Source organism: Paenibacillus woosongensis (assembly GCF_030122845.1).
GTDB classification, from domain to species: domain Bacteria; phylum Bacillota; class Bacilli; order Paenibacillales; family Paenibacillaceae; genus Fontibacillus; species Fontibacillus woosongensis_A.
The window spans coordinates 1,973,079-1,993,838 of the sequence record NZ_CP126084.1 but is presented as its reverse complement, the minus strand read 5'-3'; the positions used below and the strand labels follow the sequence as shown (position 1 = coordinate 1,993,838).

Genomic DNA, 20,760 nt, shown 5'->3' with positions numbered 1-20,760 from the left:
CCTTATTTGAATACTGGCTCTTTGAAAGCCGCCAGCTTCTCAAGCGAAGACTTCTCGACATCCGCATGCAGGCTCTCTCCATGCGAATCCATCGTAACGATCGCCGCAAAGCCATCGACCTCCAGATGCCACATCGCCTCAGGGATGCCAAACTCCATGTAATCCACCCCGTTGACCTTCTTAATGCACTCGGCGTAATACTGCGCCGCGCCGCCAATGGCATTCAGATAAACGCCGCCATGCTCTTTCAGCGCCGCAAGCGTCTTCTGGCCCATGCCGCCCTTGCCGATTACGGCGCGAATGCCGAATTTCTTAATAATATCGCCTTGATAAGGCTCCTCGCGGATACTTGTGGTCGGCCCGGCAGCCTTTACATGCCAGCCATCCTCGTCCTTCAGCATGACTGGTCCGCAGTGATAAATGACGGCGCCGTTCAAATCGACTGGAGCATCATGATCCATCAAATATTTATGAAGGGCGTCGCGGCCCGTGTGGATTTCGCCTTTGATAACGACGACATCTCCAACCCGCAGGCTGCGAATCTGCTCCTCCGTAATCGGGGTTTGCAGAACAACCTCCCGGCTAGCCTGCGGAGCTGCATCCGCTTTCACTGAAGCGGCCGGCTCATTATCCATCGCTACCTCGGATCCCCGCTCGTACAGCCAGTTCTTGATTTCGCCGTTAGCGGGATCTATGGCAACCCCTTGCCGGCGGAAAGCCCAGCAGTTATACGCTACCGATACAAAGAAGCTTGCCGGCAGGCGGTTTGCAGCTCCGACTTTACAGCCAAGCAGCGTCACTTCGCCGCCGAAGCCCATCGTTCCAATCCCCAGCTTGTTCGCATTGTCCATAATATATTCTTCCAGCAGTCTAAGCTCATTTACCGGATTCACATCATCTGCAGAACGGAACAGCTGCTGCTTTGCCAGCTCATACCCTGTCGTCCGGTCACCGCCGATGCCGACGCCGATAAACCCGGCGCTGCAGCCCTGGCCCTGGGCTTGATACACCGCATGCAGGATACACTTGCGAATGCCGTCCAGATCCCGTCCAGCGCGCCCGAGTCCTTCAAGCTCGGCCGGAAGGCTGTACTGGATATTCTTGTTCTCGCAACCGCCGCCTTTGAGTATTAGGCGAATATCTATGAAATCCTCTTCCCACTGCTCAAAATGGATCACAGGCGTTCCCGCTCCGAGATTGTCCCCGCTGTTCTCCCCGGTTAACGAATCAACCGAGTTAGGCCGCAGCTTGCCTTCCTTGGTCGCGCGCTTGATCGCGGCGAGGATACCCTTCTTCATTTCAATTTGATTTACGCCTACAGGAGTATGAATGATAAAGGTAGGCATCCCCGTATCCTGGCAAATTGGTGATATTTGATCCTCCGCCATTTTGATATTTGTCGTGATCGTGGAAAGGGCCAGCCCTGCTCTCGTATCCCGATTTTCCGCCAGTGCCCCACGTTTTACAGCCCGGCGCACATCTCCTGGCAAATTCGTTGAAGTCTCCACAATGAGTTCATAAACGCTCTGTTCAAACTGCAGCATAATCCAAGATCCCCTCTCTTGTCTTCGTGTGACTAATGGACATAATATTGCCGTGAATCTTACTGTTGGATTAACCTGTTCTTTAGTCTTATAATAACATAAACAAAGTGACTCGTTGACATATTCTGTTCAAATTTGCCGATCAAGAAGAGAGGTATCTCACTGATGAACGATCATTTTCATTTTTCTGCCTACATGTACCGCCTGCGCTCTATCAAACGCTGGAGCCTTATGCGCAGCACGGCCACCGAGAATGTTGCCGAGCATTCCTTCCATGTCGCCTTGCTGACCCACCTCCTCTGCGAAATAGGCAACAGCCTGTACGGGCGCAGTCTGAATTCGGATCGCGCGGCGACGCTCGCCCTATTCCATGATGCAACAGAGGTATTCACCGGCGACATCCCAACCCCCGTAAAGCATCATAATCCTCGCTTGCTATCAAGCTTTCGCGAGATGGAAGAAATAGCCGCAGAACGTCTTCTCTCCATGGTCCCTCCAGAGCTAAAGCCGACGTATGGAGCATTGTTATCTCCGAATCACCATGCTAACCGGAAGACCGGAGATGACGAGCTACTCAAATATGTCAAAGCTGCCGACAGCCTGGATGCGTACTTGAAATGTGCCTGGGAGCTTACATCGGGCAATCGAGAATTTGCTGTAGCCAAGGAGCAACTGCTGGATAAGCTCCAACGGCTGAGCTTGCCGGAGATCGATTATTTCCTTGAGCATTTGGCGCCAAGCTTTGACATGACGCTTGATGAACTGTCCGAGCAAAGCTGAGTTATCTGTAAAAAAACAAATCGCTCTAAGGATCGGGCTACCCCTCTCCTTAAGAGCGATTATCCATGGGTTGCTTATAAGACGAACCCGTGCCGCTGTACAAGGCCAATTATCCGTTCACGATCTCTCCGCCGTTGATATGCAATACCTGCCCGCTAATGTAGGATGAATCATCCGAGCCTAAGAACACGTAGGCTGGAGCCAGTTCTTCCGGTTGGCCAGGGCGCTGCATCGGTGTATTCGCTCCGAATTGGGCCACTTGATCCTTATCAAATGTGGAAGGTATGAGAGGCGTCCAGATCGGACCGGGTGCAACCGCGTTAACACGGATTCCTTTCTTGCCGACAATGTTCATGGACAGCGCCCGCGTGAAGCTGACGATCGCCCCTTTAGTTGCGGAATAATCGATCAGCTGCGGATTCCCGCGATAGGCTGTTACGGAGGCCGTATTGATGATCGCACTGCCTTTCTTCAGATGAGCCATCGCTGCCTTCGTCACAAAGAACATCGCAAAAATATTCGTCCGGAATGTTCTCTCGAGCTGCTCGGCCGTAATGTCCGTAATGTCCTCCTGCGGATGCTGCTCGGCAGCATTGTTGATCAGGATATCGAGACCGCCCAGTTCGTTGACCGTTTGCTCTACTGCCTGTTTGGCGAACGATTCGTCTCCTAAATCCCCGGAAATAAGCAGGCATTTCCTGCCCTCCTGCTCGACCTCCTGCTTCGTCAGCTTCGCATCCTCATTTTCGTTCAAATATACGATAGCTACGTCGGCGCCCTCTTTGGCATATGCTATAGCTACGGCTCTTCCGATTCCACTGTCGCCCCCCGTAATTAGCGCAACTTTGCCCTGGAGCTTGCCCGCTGCTTTATAGTTCCCTTCGTATTTTGGGCGCGGATTCATTTCTTCTTCGATTCCGGGCCGCTGGTTCTGATGCTGCGGAGGCATGGTTTGCTTGGTTTGTCCGCTTCCTGACATGCTGCATTCTCCTTCCTCGCTTATGTATTTCATATCCTTCCCTTGTTAGAATAACCTTTGGCAGACGGCTTATGCCGGTAGCTGCAAATATGTGCAGCTCAAGGTCGGGTCAATTGGAAATTACCACAGCGAGCAAAGGCTTAAACAAGTTGGCTGAATTTACAGCGTAATGTCAAAGCGGTTCGCGAACCAAAGCGGATCATGCTGGCGAAGTCCTAAATACTTCTCCCTCGCTTCTTCAAGTCCTTCCCGGTCAGGAGCACCAGGCTGCTCTCCATCACAGGCTATAACAAGCTCCCGTGTCCTGGCAACGGTCTCCTTCTCGAAATGGATTCGTGTAAAGGCGATGAGATCGCTGCCCCAGTAAGCAAGCCGGTGATCCGGCGGATAATTATGCCTAAAAACAATCGTCAGAGTTACATGAGGAACGTAATAACATACCCGGCCAGACAACCAGGTCCTCAGGGAAAACTCAGCAGTCTCAATTTCCTTCGTATAGAAGCCGTCCGCAAGCCCCCCCAATTCCTCTAGTGTCTGGCGTCTTATGGCAAAGCAATCCCAAGACAGCCAAGGAATGTCGCCCTCCTCTGTAACGGCCGGATAACTGTAAATCGAAGCGCATAATCCACCCGGTAGACTGCTGCATTGCGGGATATTTACCGGACGGCCCTGCGACGTAAACGAAGGCGTTGAACAATCCGCCCTGCCTTGCTGGATCGGCTCCAGCAGAGCCTCCATCCATCCATCCTCGAAATAAAGCCTCGGACTGCAAAAAATCAAATATTCCCCCAGAGCGTGGGAAGCGCCCAGCTGCCGGGAAGATATTCCGCGCTGCGTCTTCAATTTGCGAAGCGGCATATCGAATTTGAAGTGCATCAGGAAATCACAACAGCCGTCCACGGAGCCCTCGTCCACGATAATAACTTCGTAACGGGGAGCGACACGGGATACCTTCATGGACTCCAGTGTTGTCTGTAAATCAATTCCTTCGTTCTGCACCGAAATAATGACGGATACAAGAATAGGTTGAGCAGACATGGTTTCTCTCCTTATAAATGGCAATAATAGAATATTGAATGGAAATACAGAAAAAATTAATCATTGATTACATATTAACCCATTTAATGCTTGGAGTAAATACAAACAAAACTAATAGTATATTATCTTTACCTCTCATACTCACTATGGTTAATTACAGGAGGGGTGTTATGGATTATAGATCATTGGGCAAAAGGCTGCGCCAAGAACGTCATAAGATGCATTTGACCCAGGAAAAGCTTGCCGAGAAGATAGAAGTTTCCGATGCGTACATAGGTCAAATTGAACGAGGCGAAAGGAGCTTATCGTTAGAAACTCTGGTCAAACTAGCGAATCAATTAGGTGTAACCGTCGACTACTTGCTTCACGATTCCATCGAAATCAATGACGACCATTTCCTGAACCAAATCAATCAGATTATGATTCACCGCTCGCCGAAGGAGAAACAGTTAGCTTTGGACACCATCAAGATGATTTTTACTCACTTGGACGATATGCAAAATGACAGCAACCTCTAAAATTCCCCAATACTAAATTATTTCGCCACTACATGAAAAAAACCTCCGCTTTTCGAAATTCGAAAGCGGAGGTTTTTATAGTTCATTCAAATAATCGTCGAAAATACCATCAGGAAGGAAATGAGGATAACGCTGACCGACAGCAGTACGCTTAGTGTGCGAAGCTTGCCGGCTTCGGCCGTAATATTCTTATTCTCGCGAATGCTTCCAATCGCCAGCTTCAGTGGTTTGGCCATAACTCCGCCAAGCGCGCCGATTGCAAGAAACAGGAGGACCACCACAATCATCCATGGTACGGAATAGCCGCCTTGACCGACCAAATATCCCCCGGTCAACAACTGAATCACAAGTCCGAACTGAGCAAAGCGATTTAAAGATTTAACCGCCGAGAGGGTTCCCTCCTGGGCCGCCAGCGAAAGCTTGCCGATAGCTCCGAATACAAACGGCAAAACCAAATAAAAGCCAAGCGCCAGTGCCCCGATAATGTGAAGAAACAGCATAACTTGAAACATACTTAAACCGCCTTCCATTCGTCAATTAGATTGATTACTATATAAAACCTATTATAGCCGTCTATAAAAAGAAGAACAACGTTTATGTCTCCTTCTCTTCTTGTACAGAAAAACAAACCTGCTCCTAGGAGAGGTTTGCTTTTTGATACCCGTCAGCGGGTAATATACTTCAGCCTTGAACAATCTTGATGACATTGCGTACCGAGTCTGCGGATTTATCCAGCGCAGCCTTCTCATCGGCCGTCAGCTCCAGCTCGAAAATTCTCTCGATGCCATTGCCGCCTAGGATGACGGGGACGCCCATGAACAATTGATCGTAGCCATATTCGCCTTCCAGCAGAGCGATAACCGGAAGGACTCGTTTCTTGTCCTTCAGGATCGCTTCCGTCATTTGGACAAGCGAAGCTGCGGGTGCATAGTAAGCACTGCCGCTGCCGAGCAGGTTAACGATTTCCCCGCCGCCTACGCGGGTCCGCTGAACAATCGCCTCGATGCGCTCTTTGGAAAGCAGCGTATCGACTGGAATGCCTCCGACACTGGAATAACGCACAAGCGGCACCATGTCGTCGCCATGGCCGCCAAGCACGAAGCCGCGGACATCCTCGACGGATACGTTAAGCTCCTGCGCGATAAACGTGCAATAGCGGGCCGTATCGAGTACGCCGGATTGGCCAATGACACGATTTTTAGGGAAACCTAACGCTTGATAAGCGGCATAGGTCATAGCATCGACCGGGTTGCTCAAAATGATGACAGTGGAGTCCGGGCAATACTTCTTCACGTTCTCGCACACCGAGCGAACGATACCCGCATTTGTGCTTACAAGGTCATCCCGGCTCATTCCCGGCTTGCGGGCAATTCCCGCCGTAATGATCACGATGTCGGAATTCGCGGCATCCTCATAGGAAGAAGTGCCTGTGATGCTGCTGTCGAAGCCCTGCACCGGGCTTGCTTCCAGCATATCGAGCGCTTTCCCCTTTGTTGGATTCTCCAATTGAGGAATATCCAGCAGAACGATATCGCCGAGTTCTTTCTGTGCCAGCATCAGCGCAGTCGTTGCGCCGGTAAATCCGGCGCCGACGACTGTGATTTTCTTACGATGAATGGCCACGATAGTCAAGACCTCCTACATTACATGTTTTTGATGACTTGATCTGCAAACTCAGAGCATTTCACTTCTGTTGCGCCTTCCATCAAACGTGCAAAATCATAGGTAACGGTCTTATTATTAATCGATGCTTCAAGCCCTTTGTAGATGAGGTCAGCTGCTTCCTGCCAGCCCAAATGCTCGAGGAGCATGACGCCGGACAAGATAACAGAACCAGGGTTAACCACGTCCAGATCCGCATATTTAGGAGCCGTACCATGGGTAGCTTCAAAAATCGCATGTCCTGTCACATAGTTGATGTTCGCGCCCGGCGCAATACCAATACCGCCTACTTGAGCTGCGAGGGCATCGGACAGATAGTCGCCGTTCAGGTTCAGCGTCGCAATGACGTCGAAATCTGTCGGACGAGTCAAGACCTGCTGCAAAGCGATGTCCGCGATGGCGTCTTTGATAATGATCTTTCCGCTGTCCTGAGCATCCTTCTGCGCCTTGTTGGCAGCTTCCGTGCCGGACTCTTCTTTAATCCGGTCATATTGGGCCCAAGTGAACACCTTATCGCCGAATTCCTCTTCCGCTACTTCATAGCCCCAGTTCTTGAAGGCGCCTTCCGTAAATTTCATGATATTGCCTTTATGAACTAGGGTTACGCTCTTGCGGCCATGCTTGATCGCATATTCAACCGCAGCGCGAACGAGACGTTTGGAGCCTTCAGCAGATACCGGCTTGATCCCGATACCGGACGTTTCCGGGAAGCGGATTTTGTTCACGCCCATTTCCTTTTGCAGGAACGCAAGCACCTTCTTCACTTCTTCAGAACCTTCTTTATATTCGATGCCCGCGTAGATGTCTTCTGTGTTCTCACGGAAGATAACCATATCTACCAGTTCAGGATGCTTGACCGGAGACGGCACCCCGTCGAAGTAACGTACAGGACGCAGACATACATACAAGTCAAGCTCCTGACGCAATGCTACGTTCAGGGAACGGATTCCCCCCCCGATTGGCGTCGTAAGCGGGCCTTTGATGGCTACAATATACTCGCGGATCGCCGTCAGCGTATCGGCTGGCAGCCACTCTCCGTATGTATTGTAGGCTTTCTCGCCAGCAAAAACTTCATACCAGGCAATTTTCTTCTCGCCGCCGTATGCTTTCTCAACTGCGGAGTCCAGAACACGCTTGGAAGCTCTCCAGATATCGCGGCCTGTGCCATCGCCCTCGATAAACGGAATGATCGGATTGTTAGGAACCTGCAGTTTGCCGTCCTGAATTTCAATTTTTTGCCCTTCTGTCGGCAGTGCAAACTTTTCTAATTTCAACATGTTGATGGTTTCCTCCTCAAGTGAATTAGTAATACTTGTCCGGTCTCCATTCTATCATAGATTGAAGACCGGATGCTTCATTCAATTTACCTCATATCGATCGGAATATAACGTTGATTCGTCGGACCAACATAATCAGCGCGCGGACGAATGATCCGATTGTCATCGAGCTGCTCCAAAATATGAGCCGTCCAGCCCGAGAGGCGGCTGATTGCAAAGATCGGCGTAAAAAGGTCGCTAGGGATGCCCAGCAGCGTATATACGGACGCGGAATAGAAGTCTACGTTCGGCTTCAATCCCTTTTGTCCGGTAACAAGCTCTTCGACCTTCACGGAAATATCATACAGCGTAGAATCGCCCTTCAAGACGCTAAGCTCTCGGGACATCTTCTGCAGATGCTTGGCGCGCGGATCCCCGTTTTTATAAACGCGGTGGCCGAAGCCCATAATTTTCTCCCGGTTGTTCAGCTTATTCTGAATATATCCTTCCGCCTTATCCAGCGTTCCGATTTCGCTAAGCATGTTCATTACGGCTTCGTTAGCGCCTCCATGCAAAGGCCCTTTCAACGTTCCAATAGCCGAAGTAATCCCGGAATAAATATCAGACAGCGTTGCAATGGTTACGCGTGCCGAGAACGTCGAAGCATTCAGCTCATGATCGGCATGCAGCACAAGAGCTTGGTCCAAGGCGCGAACCGCAACCTCATCCGGTTTCTCGCCGGACAGCATATAAAGGAAATTGTAAGCAAGAGATACATCCTTTAATGGCGCAATCGGATCCTTGCCGTCGCGGATGCGTGCATAAGCAGCGATCAGCGTCGGCAGCTGGGCTTGCAGCTTGATCGCCTTCAACTGATTGCTCTCCCGGGAGATATCATTTGCATTCTCATCATACAAAGCAAGAGCCGACACGCCGGTCCGCAGCACGGCCATCGTATTGGCATCCTTTGGATAGAGCTTCATTTGCTCCAGTACCGCTTGAGGTACTGCTGCGTATTCGCTAAGCTGCTGCTGCAGGGTCAACAATTGGGATTTCGTAGGCAATTTGCCGTACCAAAGTAAATAAGCAGTCTCTTCATAACTTGCACGTTCTGCCAGTTCGTCGATATTGATCCCGCGGTAAGCGAGGACGCCGTCATGAATGGAGCTGATCGAGGATGTAGCTGCGACAATACCTTCGAGGCCTTTAGTAGCTGTCATAGTATATCTCTCCTTTGTTACGAATTATGATAAAACTAGCGGATGAAAACATTTACATTTTAAAAGATTAAAATTTTTAAAATATGGCCGGAGGACGCCATTTATGATACAACACTACTCTAAAATGCCTCCTAAATCATCATACTGGATTTACGGAAGCAAGGGAACAATCTGAGAGAAACACGTTTATCAAAATGTTTTATTACAGTGATAAAAGTTTTTTTGTAAACGATTGCAGATTGCAATGACATTGATCACAATGAGTGAAATTTTACAGACATACTCATACTCGTCCATACGCATTAATAGATTTATCTTAGGAAGGAGGAGAACGTGTGAACAACGTATTTGTTAAACGCGTGCTGCGAGGCGCCTGGGTGTGCTCATTGCTTGTGGCCCTGCTGCTGCTTGCTTACTGGCTGATTCCTCTGCTGTACCCCTTCCTGATCGCCTGGTTTGTTGCCTATATGATGAATCCATTCGTTTCATGGCTTGACCGGCATTTCCGCCTTCCCCGCTGGTTATCCGTCATCCTGGCGCTGCTGGTCTATTTCGGGAGCGCAATCATCGTCTTCTCTGCCGCAGTCACCCGGCTCGTCAAAGAATTAATCCATGTTACAGAGTCTCTGGACCTAAGCATCGAGAAATGGAAAAACGCCTTCTTGGAGTGGAGCCAGAACGAAAAGCTTCAAAGCATTCTTAACGAGATCAACCGCTTTATCGCAAGCCATCCCGGTTATTCCAACACCCTGCATAAGAACTTTGATTCCACAGCCGTGAACATCAGCAGCGCCATTTCCCGTGCGGTAGCAAGCCTATTAAACGGTGTCGTCAATTTGCTGACCTCCCTTCCCAGCCTTGGCATCATCGTGCTCGTTATTTTGCTTGCCGCGTTCTTTATGAGCAAAAACTGGAATCAAAATTTGCAGCTGCTCACCCGTTTCATCCCGGAGCCTTTTCAGCAAACAGCCCGGGAGATTTGGAACGACCTGCAAAAAGCCTTATTCGGCTACCTGCAGACTCAGTTTATTATGATTTCAATTACGGCTGTCATCGTATTGATCGGACTATTGATTCTAGGGGTCGAGTCCGCCTTTACCTACGCCCTTTTAATCGGTTTCGTAGATCTTCTGCCCTATCTTGGTGTCGGGACAATCATGATCCCCTGGCTCGTTTATGCTTACGTAAGCGGTGACCTGTCGCTTGGCATTGGATTGTCAATTCTGTACGGCCTGCTTCTCGTCTCGCGCCAGCTTATCGAGCCCAAGGTGCTAGCCACTAGCGTAGGGCTTGAACCATTGCCCGTATTAATCGCCACGTTTGCCGGATTGAAATTATTCGGCGTGCTTGGCTTGATTATCGGCCCTGTATCTCTGGTCATCATCGGAGCAACCATTCGTGCAGGAGTGGTTCGTGACCTCCGAAATTATATCGTCAGCGGGCGGCTCCGCTAAATTTAAATATCTCTTCATTAACAGAAAGAGCCGGGCTCTCGGGAGTCCGGCTGCGTACGGTTTAACGGCGAAAAAATGTAATTTTGCCTTCCTTGATCTTCTTTCCGATCCATTTCATGAGCAGCAGGCGATAAAGCGGTCTGGTCAACGGAAATACCATGGTAAAACCGATGAGATCCGTAATAAAGCCCGGGGCAAGCAGCATGATGCCTCCGGCGAACACGCAAATGCCATCCAGCATCATTCGGCCGGGAACCTGTCCTCCGGTCATTTGCGCCTTTGCGTCAGCCATGACCTTACGTCCTTCGAACTGCATCATCAATCCCCCGATAATCGAGGTAGCTAGGGTAAGAAATATCGTTTTGCCAACTCCGAGCCGCTCACCCACTTCGACGTAAGCCCAAAACTCAGCGACAAACGCCAGAGCAATAATGACAGCGATCCATTTGCGCATGTAAAAACTCCTTTACAATGAAACATCCGGTGCGGATGAGAATGGTCAATAAGAGTATTTTACCGCTTCATGCCCGCTTTTTCAAAGTTTGCTTGCCCGGTCAAATGCCGCGTACCATTCTGGAAACACCTTTTTGAAGGCTACCGGCTTGAAATCCTCACGTCTCACGACATAATGCGAAGACTTCCCTTCAACGCACAGCGTCCCTTCCCCGTTGAAGAGCTCGTAGCCGTAAACCGTCTTGACGCCCCCGTTATCCAAAATCCGGGTCTGAAGAATGACCTCATCTCCATACGTAATGCCCTTATGATATTTCACATTCATCTCGTGAACCGGAGAAATATAGCCTGCCCGCTCCATATCGATATATTTGAATCCCAGATCCTCGCACAGCTTGGTTCGCCCAAGCTCAAACCATCCCAAATAATGGGCGTGATAAATAATGCCCATCATATCGAATTCAAAATATTTCGGAACAATCACCTGCTTGCTGACATACATATGCCTTCTCCTCCTTCTGGTCAGGAAACAAAAAGCAATGGTATCCGGTGTAACTCCGAATGCCCATTGCCTTTGTCCATTTATCCTTAATCGTATATAAGCTATCGCAAATTATTTGCGAACTTGGCCGATTTTAACCAGGTTCGTGGAACCGGAACGTCCTAGCGGTACTCCTGCCGTAATTACGACAAGATCGCCTTCTTTGACTACTCCGCTGTCCAGTCCGCCCTTCATTGCATTATCGAACATCTCATCCGTGGAAGAAGCCACGGCGCCTTTAACAGGCGTCACTCCCCAGTTCAAAGCGAGACGGCGCATGGTGTTGTCCTGTGTCGTCACCGCGATGATCGGAGCTTTCGGGCGATATTTGGACACCATACGGGCCGTATAACCGGTTTCCGTCGAGGTGATGATCGCCTTGGCGTTCAACTCAAGCGCAGAGTTGGCAACAGCCTGGCTGATCGCTTCTGTAACCGTGGTTTGCTGCGCATTGCTCTGTTTAATGAAAATTTCGCGATACTCCAGCGCAGATTCCGCTTTCTCCGCGATGCGGGACATCGTCAAGACAGACTCAACCGGATATTTACCTGCCGCAGTCTCGCCAGACAGCATGATTGCATCGGTACCGTCGAAAATAGCATTCGCAACGTCACTTGCTTCCGCGCGTGTCGGTCTTGGGTTGCGCTGCATGGAATCCAGCATTTGCGTGGCTGTAATAACCGGCTTGCCTACCCGGTTACATTTCTCGATCATTTTCTTCTGAGCAAGAGGTACGTCCTCCGCTGGAATTTCAACCCCAAGGTCTCCGCGGGCAACCATCAAGCCGTCCGAAACCTCCAAAATTTCATCCAAATTGTCGATCCCTTGCTGGTTCTCAATTTTGGAGATGATCTGAATGTGGGATGCATTGTTACGCTCGAGCAATTGACGGATCTCAAGAACGTCGCTAGCTTTACGTACGAAGGATGCGGCAATGAAATCGATGCCCTGTTCAATCCCGAATAGAATATCGTTAGCGTCTTTCTCAGTGATGCCCGGAAGGGAGATGTCAACTCCAGGAACGTTAACGCCTTTCTTGCTCTTGATCGGACCGCCGTTGATTACGCGGCACTTGATTTCCGTACCTTGGATATCAACTACGGTTAGGCCAATCAATCCGTCATCGATTAGAATGGTCGAACCAACTTCCACGTCATGAGGAAGATTTTGATAAGTGATCGAGATGCGATCCTTGTCACCGAGGATCTCCTCTGTCGTCAAGGTAATGAACTCATCCTGAACAAGCTCAATCGGTTCTTCCTTCAGTTTGCCGGTGCGGATTTCCGGACCTTTCGTATCTAGCAGTATGGCGACTGATTTCCCCAGCTCTTCGCTCGCTTGGCGAATCACTTTGATCCGATTGCCATGCTCCTCAAAATCTCCATGGGAGAAGTTCAGGCGAGCGACGTTCATTCCGGCCATGATCAATTTCTTGGTGTTCTCTAACGATTCGCTTGAAGGACCGATAGTACATACGATTTTTGTTTTGCGCATTTGGGTTTCCTCCGTTTTGTTTTGTTCTCTCTATATCGTCTTTTCCAACATCTAAATTTACTACAGTTTTCCCATTTTGTATAGGAAGTTTGTCATATCGTCAAGATCTGAAGCATTTTATACTACTCCTTGCCCACTGTCGCAGCGTCTGCTACGGCGCTCTTTTCTGCGTCTTTTTCGCTTTCAGCTGCAGATTCGGGGGCGGTGTCGCCTGCGTTTGGCCGGTCATCCGCTGCAGCATCTTCCGTAGGCTTGCCGGATTTGCGCGCCTCGGCAAAACGGCCGATCTTCCGGAATTTACGGTACCGGTCCTCCAGAAGCTCGTCCGCATTCAACACAGACAATTCCTCAAGCTGGCGCAAGAGAGCATTCTTGATCGATTCCGCCGTAGACTCGTAATCCCGATGGGCTCCCCCGCGGGGCTCAGGCACGATTTCTTCAATGACCTCCATCGACAGCAGGTCTTGTGCCGTAATTTTCATCGCTTCCGCGGCCTGATCCGCTTTGGAGGCGTCCTTCCACAAGATGGAGGCTGCTCCGTTCGGAGAAATAACGGAGTAGATCGCGTTCTCCAGCATGACGACCCGGTTTCCGACGCCTAGCGCAAGAGCGCCTCCGCTGCCGCCTTCGCCAATGACTACGCATACAACGGGCACGCGCAGCGTCGCCATATCGCGAAGATTGCGGGCAATCGCTTCGGATTGGCCACGCTCCTCAGCGGTAATGCCAGGGTAAGCTCCCTTCGTATCGATGAACGTAATGATCGGGCGTTTGAACTTGTCCGCCTGCTGCATTAATCGCAGCGCCTTGCGGAACCCTTCCGGATGCGGACTTCCGAAGAAACGGGCTATGTTATCCTTCGTGTCCTTGCCCCGCTGCTGCCCGATGACCGTTACCGGCATACCGTTCAATTTGGCCAATCCGCCAACAATGGCCAGATCATCGCCAAATACGCGGTCACCATGCAATTCGATGAAATCGGTAAAGATGAGATTTATCAAATCAAGCGACGTAGGGCGCTGATGATGACGCGCCAAATGCATCTTCTGGGAAGGTGAAATATTGCTGTAAATCTCGTCCTCAAGCTGCTTGTAGCGCTCCTCCAGTCTGGCGATTTCTTCTGTGAAATCGATTCCCTTCTCATTGCCAAACTGCTCAAGCTCCTGAATCTTCTCGCGAAGCTTTACCAGGGACGTTTCAAAAGGCAATTCTCCAGCCACTTATACTCCTCCCTTCACGCCGTGCAGGTCAAGCAGTTTGCATAGCGTCGCCTTGATCTCTTTGCGATGGACGACCATGTCCAGCTGCCCATGCTGCAAATTAAATTCCGCTGTCTGGAAATCGTCCGGCAGCTTCTGGCGAATCGTCTGCTCAATGACGATCCGGCCTGCAAAGCCAAAGACCGCTCCTGGCTCAGCAATAATAATATCTCCAAGCATGGCAAAACTAGCCGATACGCCCCCTGTGGTCGGGTCCGTAATGACCGAAATGTAAAGTCCGCCTTGTTCATTCAGCCGCGCCAGAGCCGCGCTGGTCTTGGCCATTTGCATCAGGCTCAGAATACTCTCCTGCATACGGGCGCCTCCCGATGTGGAGAAAATAATAAGCGGAAGCCGTTTCTCTATAGCAGCCTCAATCGCACGGGTAATCTTCTCGCCGACGACGGAGCCCATGCTCCCCGTAAAGAAATCGAAGCTCATGACGGCTACGACCGCAGGCAAGCCTCCGATCGTTCCTTGTCCGGTGACCACCGCCTCGCGGAGGCCCGATTTCAGTGTCTGCTGCTCCAGCTTCGTGGCATAGCCCGGGAACTCCAAAGGATCCACGGAAATCAGGTCAGCATCATATTCAACGAAGCTGCCCTCATCCAGTGTAATGCGAATCCGGTCAAGCGCATTCAGCCGCATGTGGTATCCGCATGAAGGACATACCTTCAAGTTCTTTTCCAGCTCTTTGCTGTACTGAATACTCCCGCACTTGCCGCATTTATTCATCAGGCCTTCTGGAATTTCGCGCTTGGGCCTTTCCTCCGGCTGTACACTGTCTTCATTCCCTAAACTTCCTGAAGGAATGGTCGCGTATTTTCTTTTTTTATGGAACAAATCTTTAAACACAACTACACCTCTTCAGCCGTTAATTTATTAGGCCGCACCTACAGTCAAGGATACATCGCTTTACTGATTTGCCCTCACCTTGTACTCAAGGATGCAAAATGGAATTCAGCACTTCTTGAACCTCTTCGAGCTCACCCGAAGGAACCAATATTTCAAACTGCTGTTTCGATAAATTGACAGGACGTGTTTGGACGAGAAAGCCTTCTTCCGTAAGCCTCGATTTAATCATATCCGCAATTTTGGCGGTAGGCGCAATATACATTACAGTCCACATGTCCTTACCAAAGCCCCCTAACCTTTCGTTTTGAGCCCGTATAATAGAGTAATGATAACATAATTTTCAAAAATCCCGCAACAAAGGGGCAAAGCTAATTTACAATGAACAAGTGGACTATGCTAAAAGGAGCTTCAAGGCGCGGAATAATCATTCGCCGAATCGCTCTTATGGGCAATCCGCGCCGACGCCGCAGCCGCCAGCCCTGCAACCAAGTCATCAAGAAAAACGTGAATACTTTCCCCTTTTTTGTTATTCAGCTGGCCTATAATTTTGGGCTTAACCTTGTCCAGGTAGCCAAAGCTCGTCAGCCCGATCATGCCGAACACGCTGGTAATGCCCAGCGCCATCGTCTCATCGACGCCATAGAGCGGCTCATCGGCCTCCATGATCGCCTGCAGCGGCTCCGGCAAAAGCTTTTTCTCCGCCAGTTCATCCAGCGCAATCCCTGTATATAAGGTATATTGAACTTCCCGTTTCTGCAAGACGGCCTTCACGCTGTCCAGGCATTTCTCCATCGTCAGATCGGCATGATAGACCGCCTGCAGCGAATATACGATCTCAGCGATATCCTCCAAAGTAACCCCTCTGCGGAGCAGCTGGGCCTTGGCAATTTCATACGACATCCGTCATTCCTCCCGCATTTCCCAAAGTTCGCGTACTTATGTCTCCGTCTGTCTTTCGCCATCTTCCCAACAACTTTCGAACCTCCCGCCGGCTCCGCGTCTATCATTGCCAGAAGATGATTGAGATTGATAAATAGCGGATCGAGTTCAGCCAGAGATGATAGGGGACAACACAGATGCTGTGTTCATAAGTGTATGCAGGGACTGCTCAGAATGTTCGTAAAAACTGTCGTGAAAATATGTTAATAGAGCAGCAGGCAGGAGAATTGCAGCCCGCCATGCACCGCCGTCATTTAATGGCTGGCAGAGTTAAAGCGGGTCATTCGGCAATTAAAATTAAAAAGAGCCTTATTCTGAAATGCGGAATAAGGCTCTTCCAACTTAATTCAAAACGATTCTCCCCACTTCCCTGTCCACTGCGGCCTATAAGGCTCCAGAAGGTGCTTCTAGCGGCTTCAGTCAGGACTCAGGCATAAAACTACTCCTTGATTAAGAGGCGGGACGCTTGAAGCGTCTGTGCGGTCCTGACAGACACTGGCCAACAGACGGTATACAGGTTAAGCATCCTATCAGAAGATAATAGATTCCGAGCGGCGGAAGACCCCGTACGGCAAGCGCTGCTATTTAATTCTGACCGTTCCGGCGCCGAGCATGTGCTCCATCTCCTGAAACAGCTCAGGCGATGGCTTGATGCTGTAGCGCTCGCTCAGCGCAAGCAGCTTCCCGGTGCTCTCATAATAGAGCACCGTGGCCACGGGCCCTGGATGAAGCTGAAGCAGCGCCTTCAGCTTCTCCAGCAGGCGGGCGTTCTCCGCCGCCGCCGAAATCTTGATGAAGACGCGCTGCGCCGGCGTCTTCGCATCGCGGGCGCCTGCGGCCGCCCGCTCATGGGGCTGCGCGGCCAATCCGGCCGCAGCCCCGGGGGCCTCGCTGCGCTGCGCTGCAGCCGTGCGGGACGCCGCCGCCAATGCGGCGTCAGACCCGCGCCGGGCTGCAGGCTGCGGCTGCGCGTTGGCCCCGCCCGCGCCGCGGGTGCCGCCCCGCGGCTGCGCCGAAGCTGCGCCAGGCTCGCGGCGCTAAGCGGCGCGAGCTCGTCGGCCAGCAGCTTGAAGCCTTCGTCCTGCTGCTGGACGGTGGCGCGCAGCGCCAGCAGGGCGCCCTTGGCGACCAATTCCCCGCTGCGCCGCCACACCTCGGGAAAGAGCACGACCTCGCAGCGCTCGACCTGATCCTCCAGCTCCATGAAGGCCATCGCCTTGCCCTGCTTGGTCGTGATCGCCTTCACCGATACGACCATGCCGGCGACAATTATCCTGCTGCCGTCAGGACTCTCCGCAAGATCCATCAGCCGGTCGATTCCTTCGCCGTCAAGCAGCTCGTCATAATCGTCAAGCGGATGGCCGGACAGATACAAGCCTAACAGCTCCCGCTCCAGATCCAGCTGCTGCCCCGCGCTAAACGGAGGGATGTCGGGGTATTCAATGTTCCAGTTTGGCGTCTCCACAAAATCAAATAGCTGAATTTGCAGATCCTCCCGCTCTTTCCGCCATTTCAGCGCCGCTTCCACCGTCTCGTCCAGCATGGCGAGCAGCTGGGCCCGGTGGCCCGGCAGCGAATCAAAAGCACCGCCCTGGATCAGGGACTCAATCACGCGCTTGTTGCAGGTGCGAAGATCGACCCGCCGGCAAAAATCGAGCAGGCTGTCGAAAGGCCGCTCCCGGCGCTCCCGCAAAATACTCTCCATCGCCTGAGTGCCGACATTCTTGATCGCGGCCAGGCCAAAGCGGATCACTCCCTGCAATCCCTCTTCGGCAGCAGGAGCGGACGTTTCTGCAGCCCCAGATTCCTCCACATCATAAGCTGCGGCCGTTTCCGCGGCTTCCAAAGGCTTGTCTGCCTGGGTGGCTTCCAGCGGTGCACCCGCCAGAGCCGTTTGCCGTACCGCCTCCCCGTCAGTGGCTGCGGCTAACCGCGGCGTAAATAAAATACCGCTCTCATTTACGTCCGGAGGAAGCACCGTGATTCCCATCCGGCGGCATTCGATAATGTACTCGGCCACCTTGCGGTGGCTGCCCATAACTGCTGTCAGCATCGATGCCATGAAATAAACCGGATAATGCGCCTTCAAATATGCCGTCTGGAATGCCAGAACCCCGTAGGCTGCAGCATGTGCGCGAGGAAATCCATAGTCGGCGAAACGTACGATCATGTCGTAGACCGCGTTCGCATCCTCTGCTTGGTATCCCTGGGCCAGGCTTCCCGACACAAAATGGCCCCGCTCTTCATCCAGTACCTCGCGTTTCTTCTTCGAGACGGCCCGGCGCAGCAAATCGGCTTCGCCGAGTGAAAAACCGGCCATCTTCGAAGCGATCTGCATAATTTGCTCCTGATAAACGATAATGCCATACGTGTCCTTCAAAATCGGGACCAGATCGGAATGCGGATATTCCACCGCGGTCTGCCCGTGCTTGCCTGCGATAAATTTCGGAATGAACTCCATCGGACCCGGCCGATACAAGGCGAGAACAGAAATGATATCTTCGAACGTGGAGGGCTTCAAATCCTTGAGCACCCTCCTCATCCCCGCAGACTCCAGCTGGAATACGCCCGTCGTCTCTCCCCGGCCAAGCATTTCATACGTCAGCGGGTCGTCATCGGAAACCCGGCGAAAATCGGGCACCTCCCCTTCCTGCTCGCGGATCCAGTTCATACAGCGCTCGATGATCGACAGCGTCCGTAATCCCAGGAAATCCATCTTGAGCAGCCCGATCGCTTCCAGATGCTCCATGGAGTACTGGGTAAGCGGCGTTCCTTCGCCTCCAGCCTGCAGCGGCACCGTATCCGTCAGCGGATCCCGCGAAATGACGACGCCGGCAGCATGAGTGGAAGCGTGGCGCGGCATTCCCTCCACCTTCCGAGCCATGTCCAGCAGGCCCTGAATGCGCTGCTGCGACTCATAGAGTCCCTTCAGCTCAGGGCTCTCCCGGATCGCACGCTCGATCGTCATGCCAAGGCTACCGGGAATCAGCTTCGCAACTTTATCTACTTCGCCGAACGGGATGTTCAGCGCGCGGCCGACGTCCCGCACCGCAGCCCGCGCTGCCATCGTGCCGAACGTAATAATTTGCGCCACATGCTCGGCGCCGTATTTGTCTGCCACATAAGCGATAACTTCGTCCCGCCGCTCATCGCTGAAATCGATATCGATATCCGGCATCGTCACCCTTTCAGGATTAAGGAACCGCTCGAACAGAAGATTGTATTTGATTGGATCGACATCGGTAATTTTCAGTACGTATGCCACAAGGCTGCCCGCCGAGGAGCCGCGCCCCGGACCGGTGGCGATGCCCTGCCTGTGGGCATAGGCGATAAAGTCCCAGACGATGAGGAAGTAGTCCGAGAAGCCCATGCTGCCGATGACACTGAGTTCATAATGCAGCCGCTGATGAAGCTGTTCTCTCGTATGCTCCTGCTGCCACATGTCAAGATGGCCGTATCTCTCCTCAAGCCCTTGCCCGCATAAGGAGGCCAAATAAGATTCCGAGGTCATCCCGTCCGGTATCGGCTGGTAGGCCGGCAGAATATGCCGCCCGAACTGGAGCTCCAGATTACACTTGTCGGCAATGGCTTTCGTATTGGCGACCGCCTCGGCGACATACGGGAACAGCGCCGCCATCTCGGCGCCGCTTTTGAGATACAGCTGATCCGTCGGGATTTGCAGCCGCTCTTCATCCTGTATCGACTTGCCCGTACCGATGCAGATCAGTACATCCTGTACCTCGGCATCCTCCTGATTCAAGTAGTGCACATCGTTGGTTGCCACCAATTGCACATTCAGCTCCTGGGCGAGCTTAATCAGCTCAGGGAGCACTTTTTTCTGCTCTGGAATCCCGTGATCCTGAAGCTCGATATAGAAATCCTCGCCAAATACCGCCTGATAGCGCTGCGCGGCCTTTCGCGCCTCATTGTACCTGCCGTGCAGCAGATGGTGCGGCACCTCCCCGCCAAGACAGGCGCTTAGGCAGACAAGTCCCTCGCTGTGCCGCTCCAGCGCCTCCCAATCGATCCGCGGCTTGTAATGAAAGCCCTCCAGATGGCCAATTGAGGACAATTTCATCAGATTCCGGTAACCCGTCTCATTTTTGGCCAGCAGAATTAAATGGTGGATCGGCTGTTCCTTCCGCGTTCCCCGTTCCTTGCGCGATCCGGCCGTAAAATACACCTCGCAGCCTATGATCGGCTTAATGCCGTTTGCCTTGCAATATTTATAAAAAGGAACCGCCCCGTACATGACTCCGTGATCGGTCAGCGCCAGCGCCTTCATCCCGAAGCTTGCCGCTTTCGCTACCAAATCCTGAAGTCTGGCGGCGCCATCCAGCAGACTGTACTCACTATGCACGTGCAAATGAACAAATTCGTTCATGCGTCTCCTTCCTTTCCAAGACAATCCTCATGATTACAAAAACTTCCAATATCCTATTACAATTCAGGTTTAAAAAGTTAACTTTTCAGCACCGAGAAGGTTGCGTGAACCTTGCGCTTATCCTTTCGACGTTAGTTTTGCTTTGCAAAACTTTCAGGAGGAGCGGAGTTCCACGTTTTCGAAGAAAACGGCTTCGAAAGCATAATCTGGAGAAGCCTACATGAGCACCTGCAATGTTTCTGAAAGAAACATACATCGGAAGCATATGCTTCCGATGGTGAACGCAAGATTCGACGCCGAATTACTTTTATAAAACACTTCGTGATAAGAAGAACTTTTATCGATGCACTTTCTAGGAAGCAAGACCGCGTATAGCGGTAGTTT

The 20,760-nt window shown here is 51.6% G+C and carries 19 protein-coding genes; 3 read left to right on the top strand and 16 right to left on the bottom strand.

Annotated elements, in window-relative coordinates; all coding sequences use genetic code 11:
* Positions 1-2 precede the first annotated feature (2 nt).
* Positions 3-1,544, bottom strand: coding sequence for a fumarate hydratase (locus tag QNH46_RS08910; protein ID WP_283927782.1), 1,542 nt, complete (start codon positions 1,542-1,544; stop codon positions 3-5).
* Positions 1,545-1,709: 165 nt separating this feature from the next.
* Here QNH46_RS08910 and yfbR point away from each other — a divergent pair, with 165 nt between their 5' ends.
* A complete protein-coding gene (gene yfbR, locus QNH46_RS08905; RefSeq protein ID WP_213588965.1) occupies positions 1,710-2,324 on the top strand; it encodes a 5'-deoxynucleotidase in 615 nt (204 codons plus the stop codon).
* A gap of 109 nt (positions 2,325-2,433) precedes the next feature.
* Here the strand turns inward: yfbR and QNH46_RS08900 are convergent, their stop codons facing one another.
* Positions 2,434-3,303: an SDR family oxidoreductase gene (locus QNH46_RS08900; RefSeq protein WP_283927781.1), complete on the bottom strand. Its 870-nt coding sequence runs from the start codon at positions 3,301-3,303 to the stop codon at positions 2,434-2,436.
* 159 nt (positions 3,304-3,462) lie between these two features.
* Entirely contained in the window at positions 3,463-4,341 is an 879-nt protein-coding gene (locus QNH46_RS08895) for a glycosyltransferase family 2 protein (RefSeq protein ID WP_283927780.1), read from the bottom strand.
* A 170-nt stretch (positions 4,342-4,511) separates the two neighbouring features.
* On the opposite strand from QNH46_RS08895, the gene QNH46_RS08890 reads away from it, so the two are divergent.
* Complete coding sequence (locus tag QNH46_RS08890; protein WP_155609227.1) at positions 4,512-4,859, top strand: helix-turn-helix domain-containing protein; 348 nt, start codon at positions 4,512-4,514, stop codon at positions 4,857-4,859.
* An 86-nt stretch (positions 4,860-4,945) separates the two neighbouring features.
* On the opposite strand, the gene QNH46_RS08885 is transcribed toward QNH46_RS08890, so the two are convergent.
* The 4 genes from QNH46_RS08885 to citZ form a co-directional block, all read right to left on the bottom strand.
* Positions 4,946-5,371, bottom strand: coding sequence for a hypothetical protein (locus QNH46_RS08885; protein ID WP_283927779.1), 426 nt, complete (start codon positions 5,369-5,371; stop codon positions 4,946-4,948).
* A 169-nt stretch (positions 5,372-5,540) separates the two neighbouring features.
* Positions 5,541-6,482, bottom strand: coding sequence for a malate dehydrogenase (gene mdh, locus QNH46_RS08880; protein WP_283927778.1), 942 nt, complete (start codon positions 6,480-6,482; stop codon positions 5,541-5,543).
* Positions 6,483-6,502: 20 nt separating this feature from the next.
* A complete protein-coding gene (icd, locus tag QNH46_RS08875) occupies positions 6,503-7,798 on the bottom strand; it encodes an NADP-dependent isocitrate dehydrogenase (RefSeq protein WP_155609230.1) in 1,296 nt (431 codons plus the stop codon).
* An 86-nt stretch (positions 7,799-7,884) separates the two neighbouring features.
* On the bottom strand, positions 7,885-8,997 hold the full coding sequence (citZ, locus tag QNH46_RS08870) for a citrate synthase (protein ID WP_283927777.1): 1,113 nt from the start codon (positions 8,995-8,997) through the stop codon (positions 7,885-7,887).
* Between the two features lie 335 nt (positions 8,998-9,332).
* Here citZ and ytvI point away from each other — a divergent pair, with 335 nt between their 5' ends.
* Positions 9,333-10,451 (top strand): sporulation integral membrane protein YtvI, encoded by a 1,119-nt coding sequence (gene ytvI, locus QNH46_RS08865; RefSeq protein ID WP_283927776.1) that lies wholly within the window; start codon positions 9,333-9,335, stop codon positions 10,449-10,451.
* 61 nt (positions 10,452-10,512) lie between these two features.
* On the opposite strand, the gene QNH46_RS08860 is transcribed toward ytvI, so the two are convergent.
* The 9 genes from QNH46_RS08860 to QNH46_RS08820 form a co-directional block, all read right to left on the bottom strand.
* Positions 10,513-10,905: an FxsA family protein gene (locus QNH46_RS08860; protein WP_155609232.1), complete on the bottom strand. Its 393-nt coding sequence runs from the start codon at positions 10,903-10,905 to the stop codon at positions 10,513-10,515.
* An 81-nt stretch (positions 10,906-10,986) separates the two neighbouring features.
* Positions 10,987-11,406 carry an acyl-CoA thioesterase gene (locus QNH46_RS08855; protein WP_283927775.1) on the bottom strand — a complete coding sequence of 140 codons (420 nt, stop codon included), beginning with the start codon at positions 11,404-11,406 and terminating at the stop codon, positions 10,987-10,989.
* A 111-nt stretch (positions 11,407-11,517) separates the two neighbouring features.
* Entirely contained in the window at positions 11,518-12,939 is a 1,422-nt protein-coding gene (pyk, locus tag QNH46_RS08850) for a pyruvate kinase (protein WP_283927774.1), read from the bottom strand.
* 122 nt (positions 12,940-13,061) lie between these two features.
* On the bottom strand, positions 13,062-14,159 hold the full coding sequence (locus QNH46_RS08845; protein WP_283927773.1) for an acetyl-CoA carboxylase carboxyltransferase subunit alpha: 1,098 nt from the start codon (positions 14,157-14,159) through the stop codon (positions 13,062-13,064).
* Positions 14,160-15,053: an acetyl-CoA carboxylase, carboxyltransferase subunit beta gene (gene accD / locus QNH46_RS08840; protein ID WP_213588970.1), complete on the bottom strand. Its 894-nt coding sequence runs from the start codon at positions 15,051-15,053 to the stop codon at positions 14,160-14,162. It abuts the gene before it with no gap.
* A gap of 85 nt (positions 15,054-15,138) precedes the next feature.
* Positions 15,139-15,327: a glutamate decarboxylase gene (locus QNH46_RS08835; protein ID WP_110933485.1), complete on the bottom strand. Its 189-nt coding sequence runs from the start codon at positions 15,325-15,327 to the stop codon at positions 15,139-15,141.
* Positions 15,328-15,461: 134 nt separating this feature from the next.
* Positions 15,462-15,953: a phosphatidylglycerophosphatase A family protein gene (locus tag QNH46_RS08830; protein ID WP_283927772.1), complete on the bottom strand. Its 492-nt coding sequence runs from the start codon at positions 15,951-15,953 to the stop codon at positions 15,462-15,464.
* A 620-nt stretch (positions 15,954-16,573) separates the two neighbouring features.
* Entirely contained in the window at positions 16,574-16,708 is a 135-nt protein-coding gene (locus QNH46_RS08825; RefSeq protein ID WP_283927771.1) for a hypothetical protein, read from the bottom strand.
* 29 nt (positions 16,709-16,737) lie between these two features.
* Positions 16,738-20,376: a DNA polymerase III subunit alpha gene (locus QNH46_RS08820; RefSeq protein WP_283927770.1), complete on the bottom strand. Its 3,639-nt coding sequence runs from the start codon at positions 20,374-20,376 to the stop codon at positions 16,738-16,740.
* Positions 20,377-20,760 lie beyond the last annotated feature (384 nt).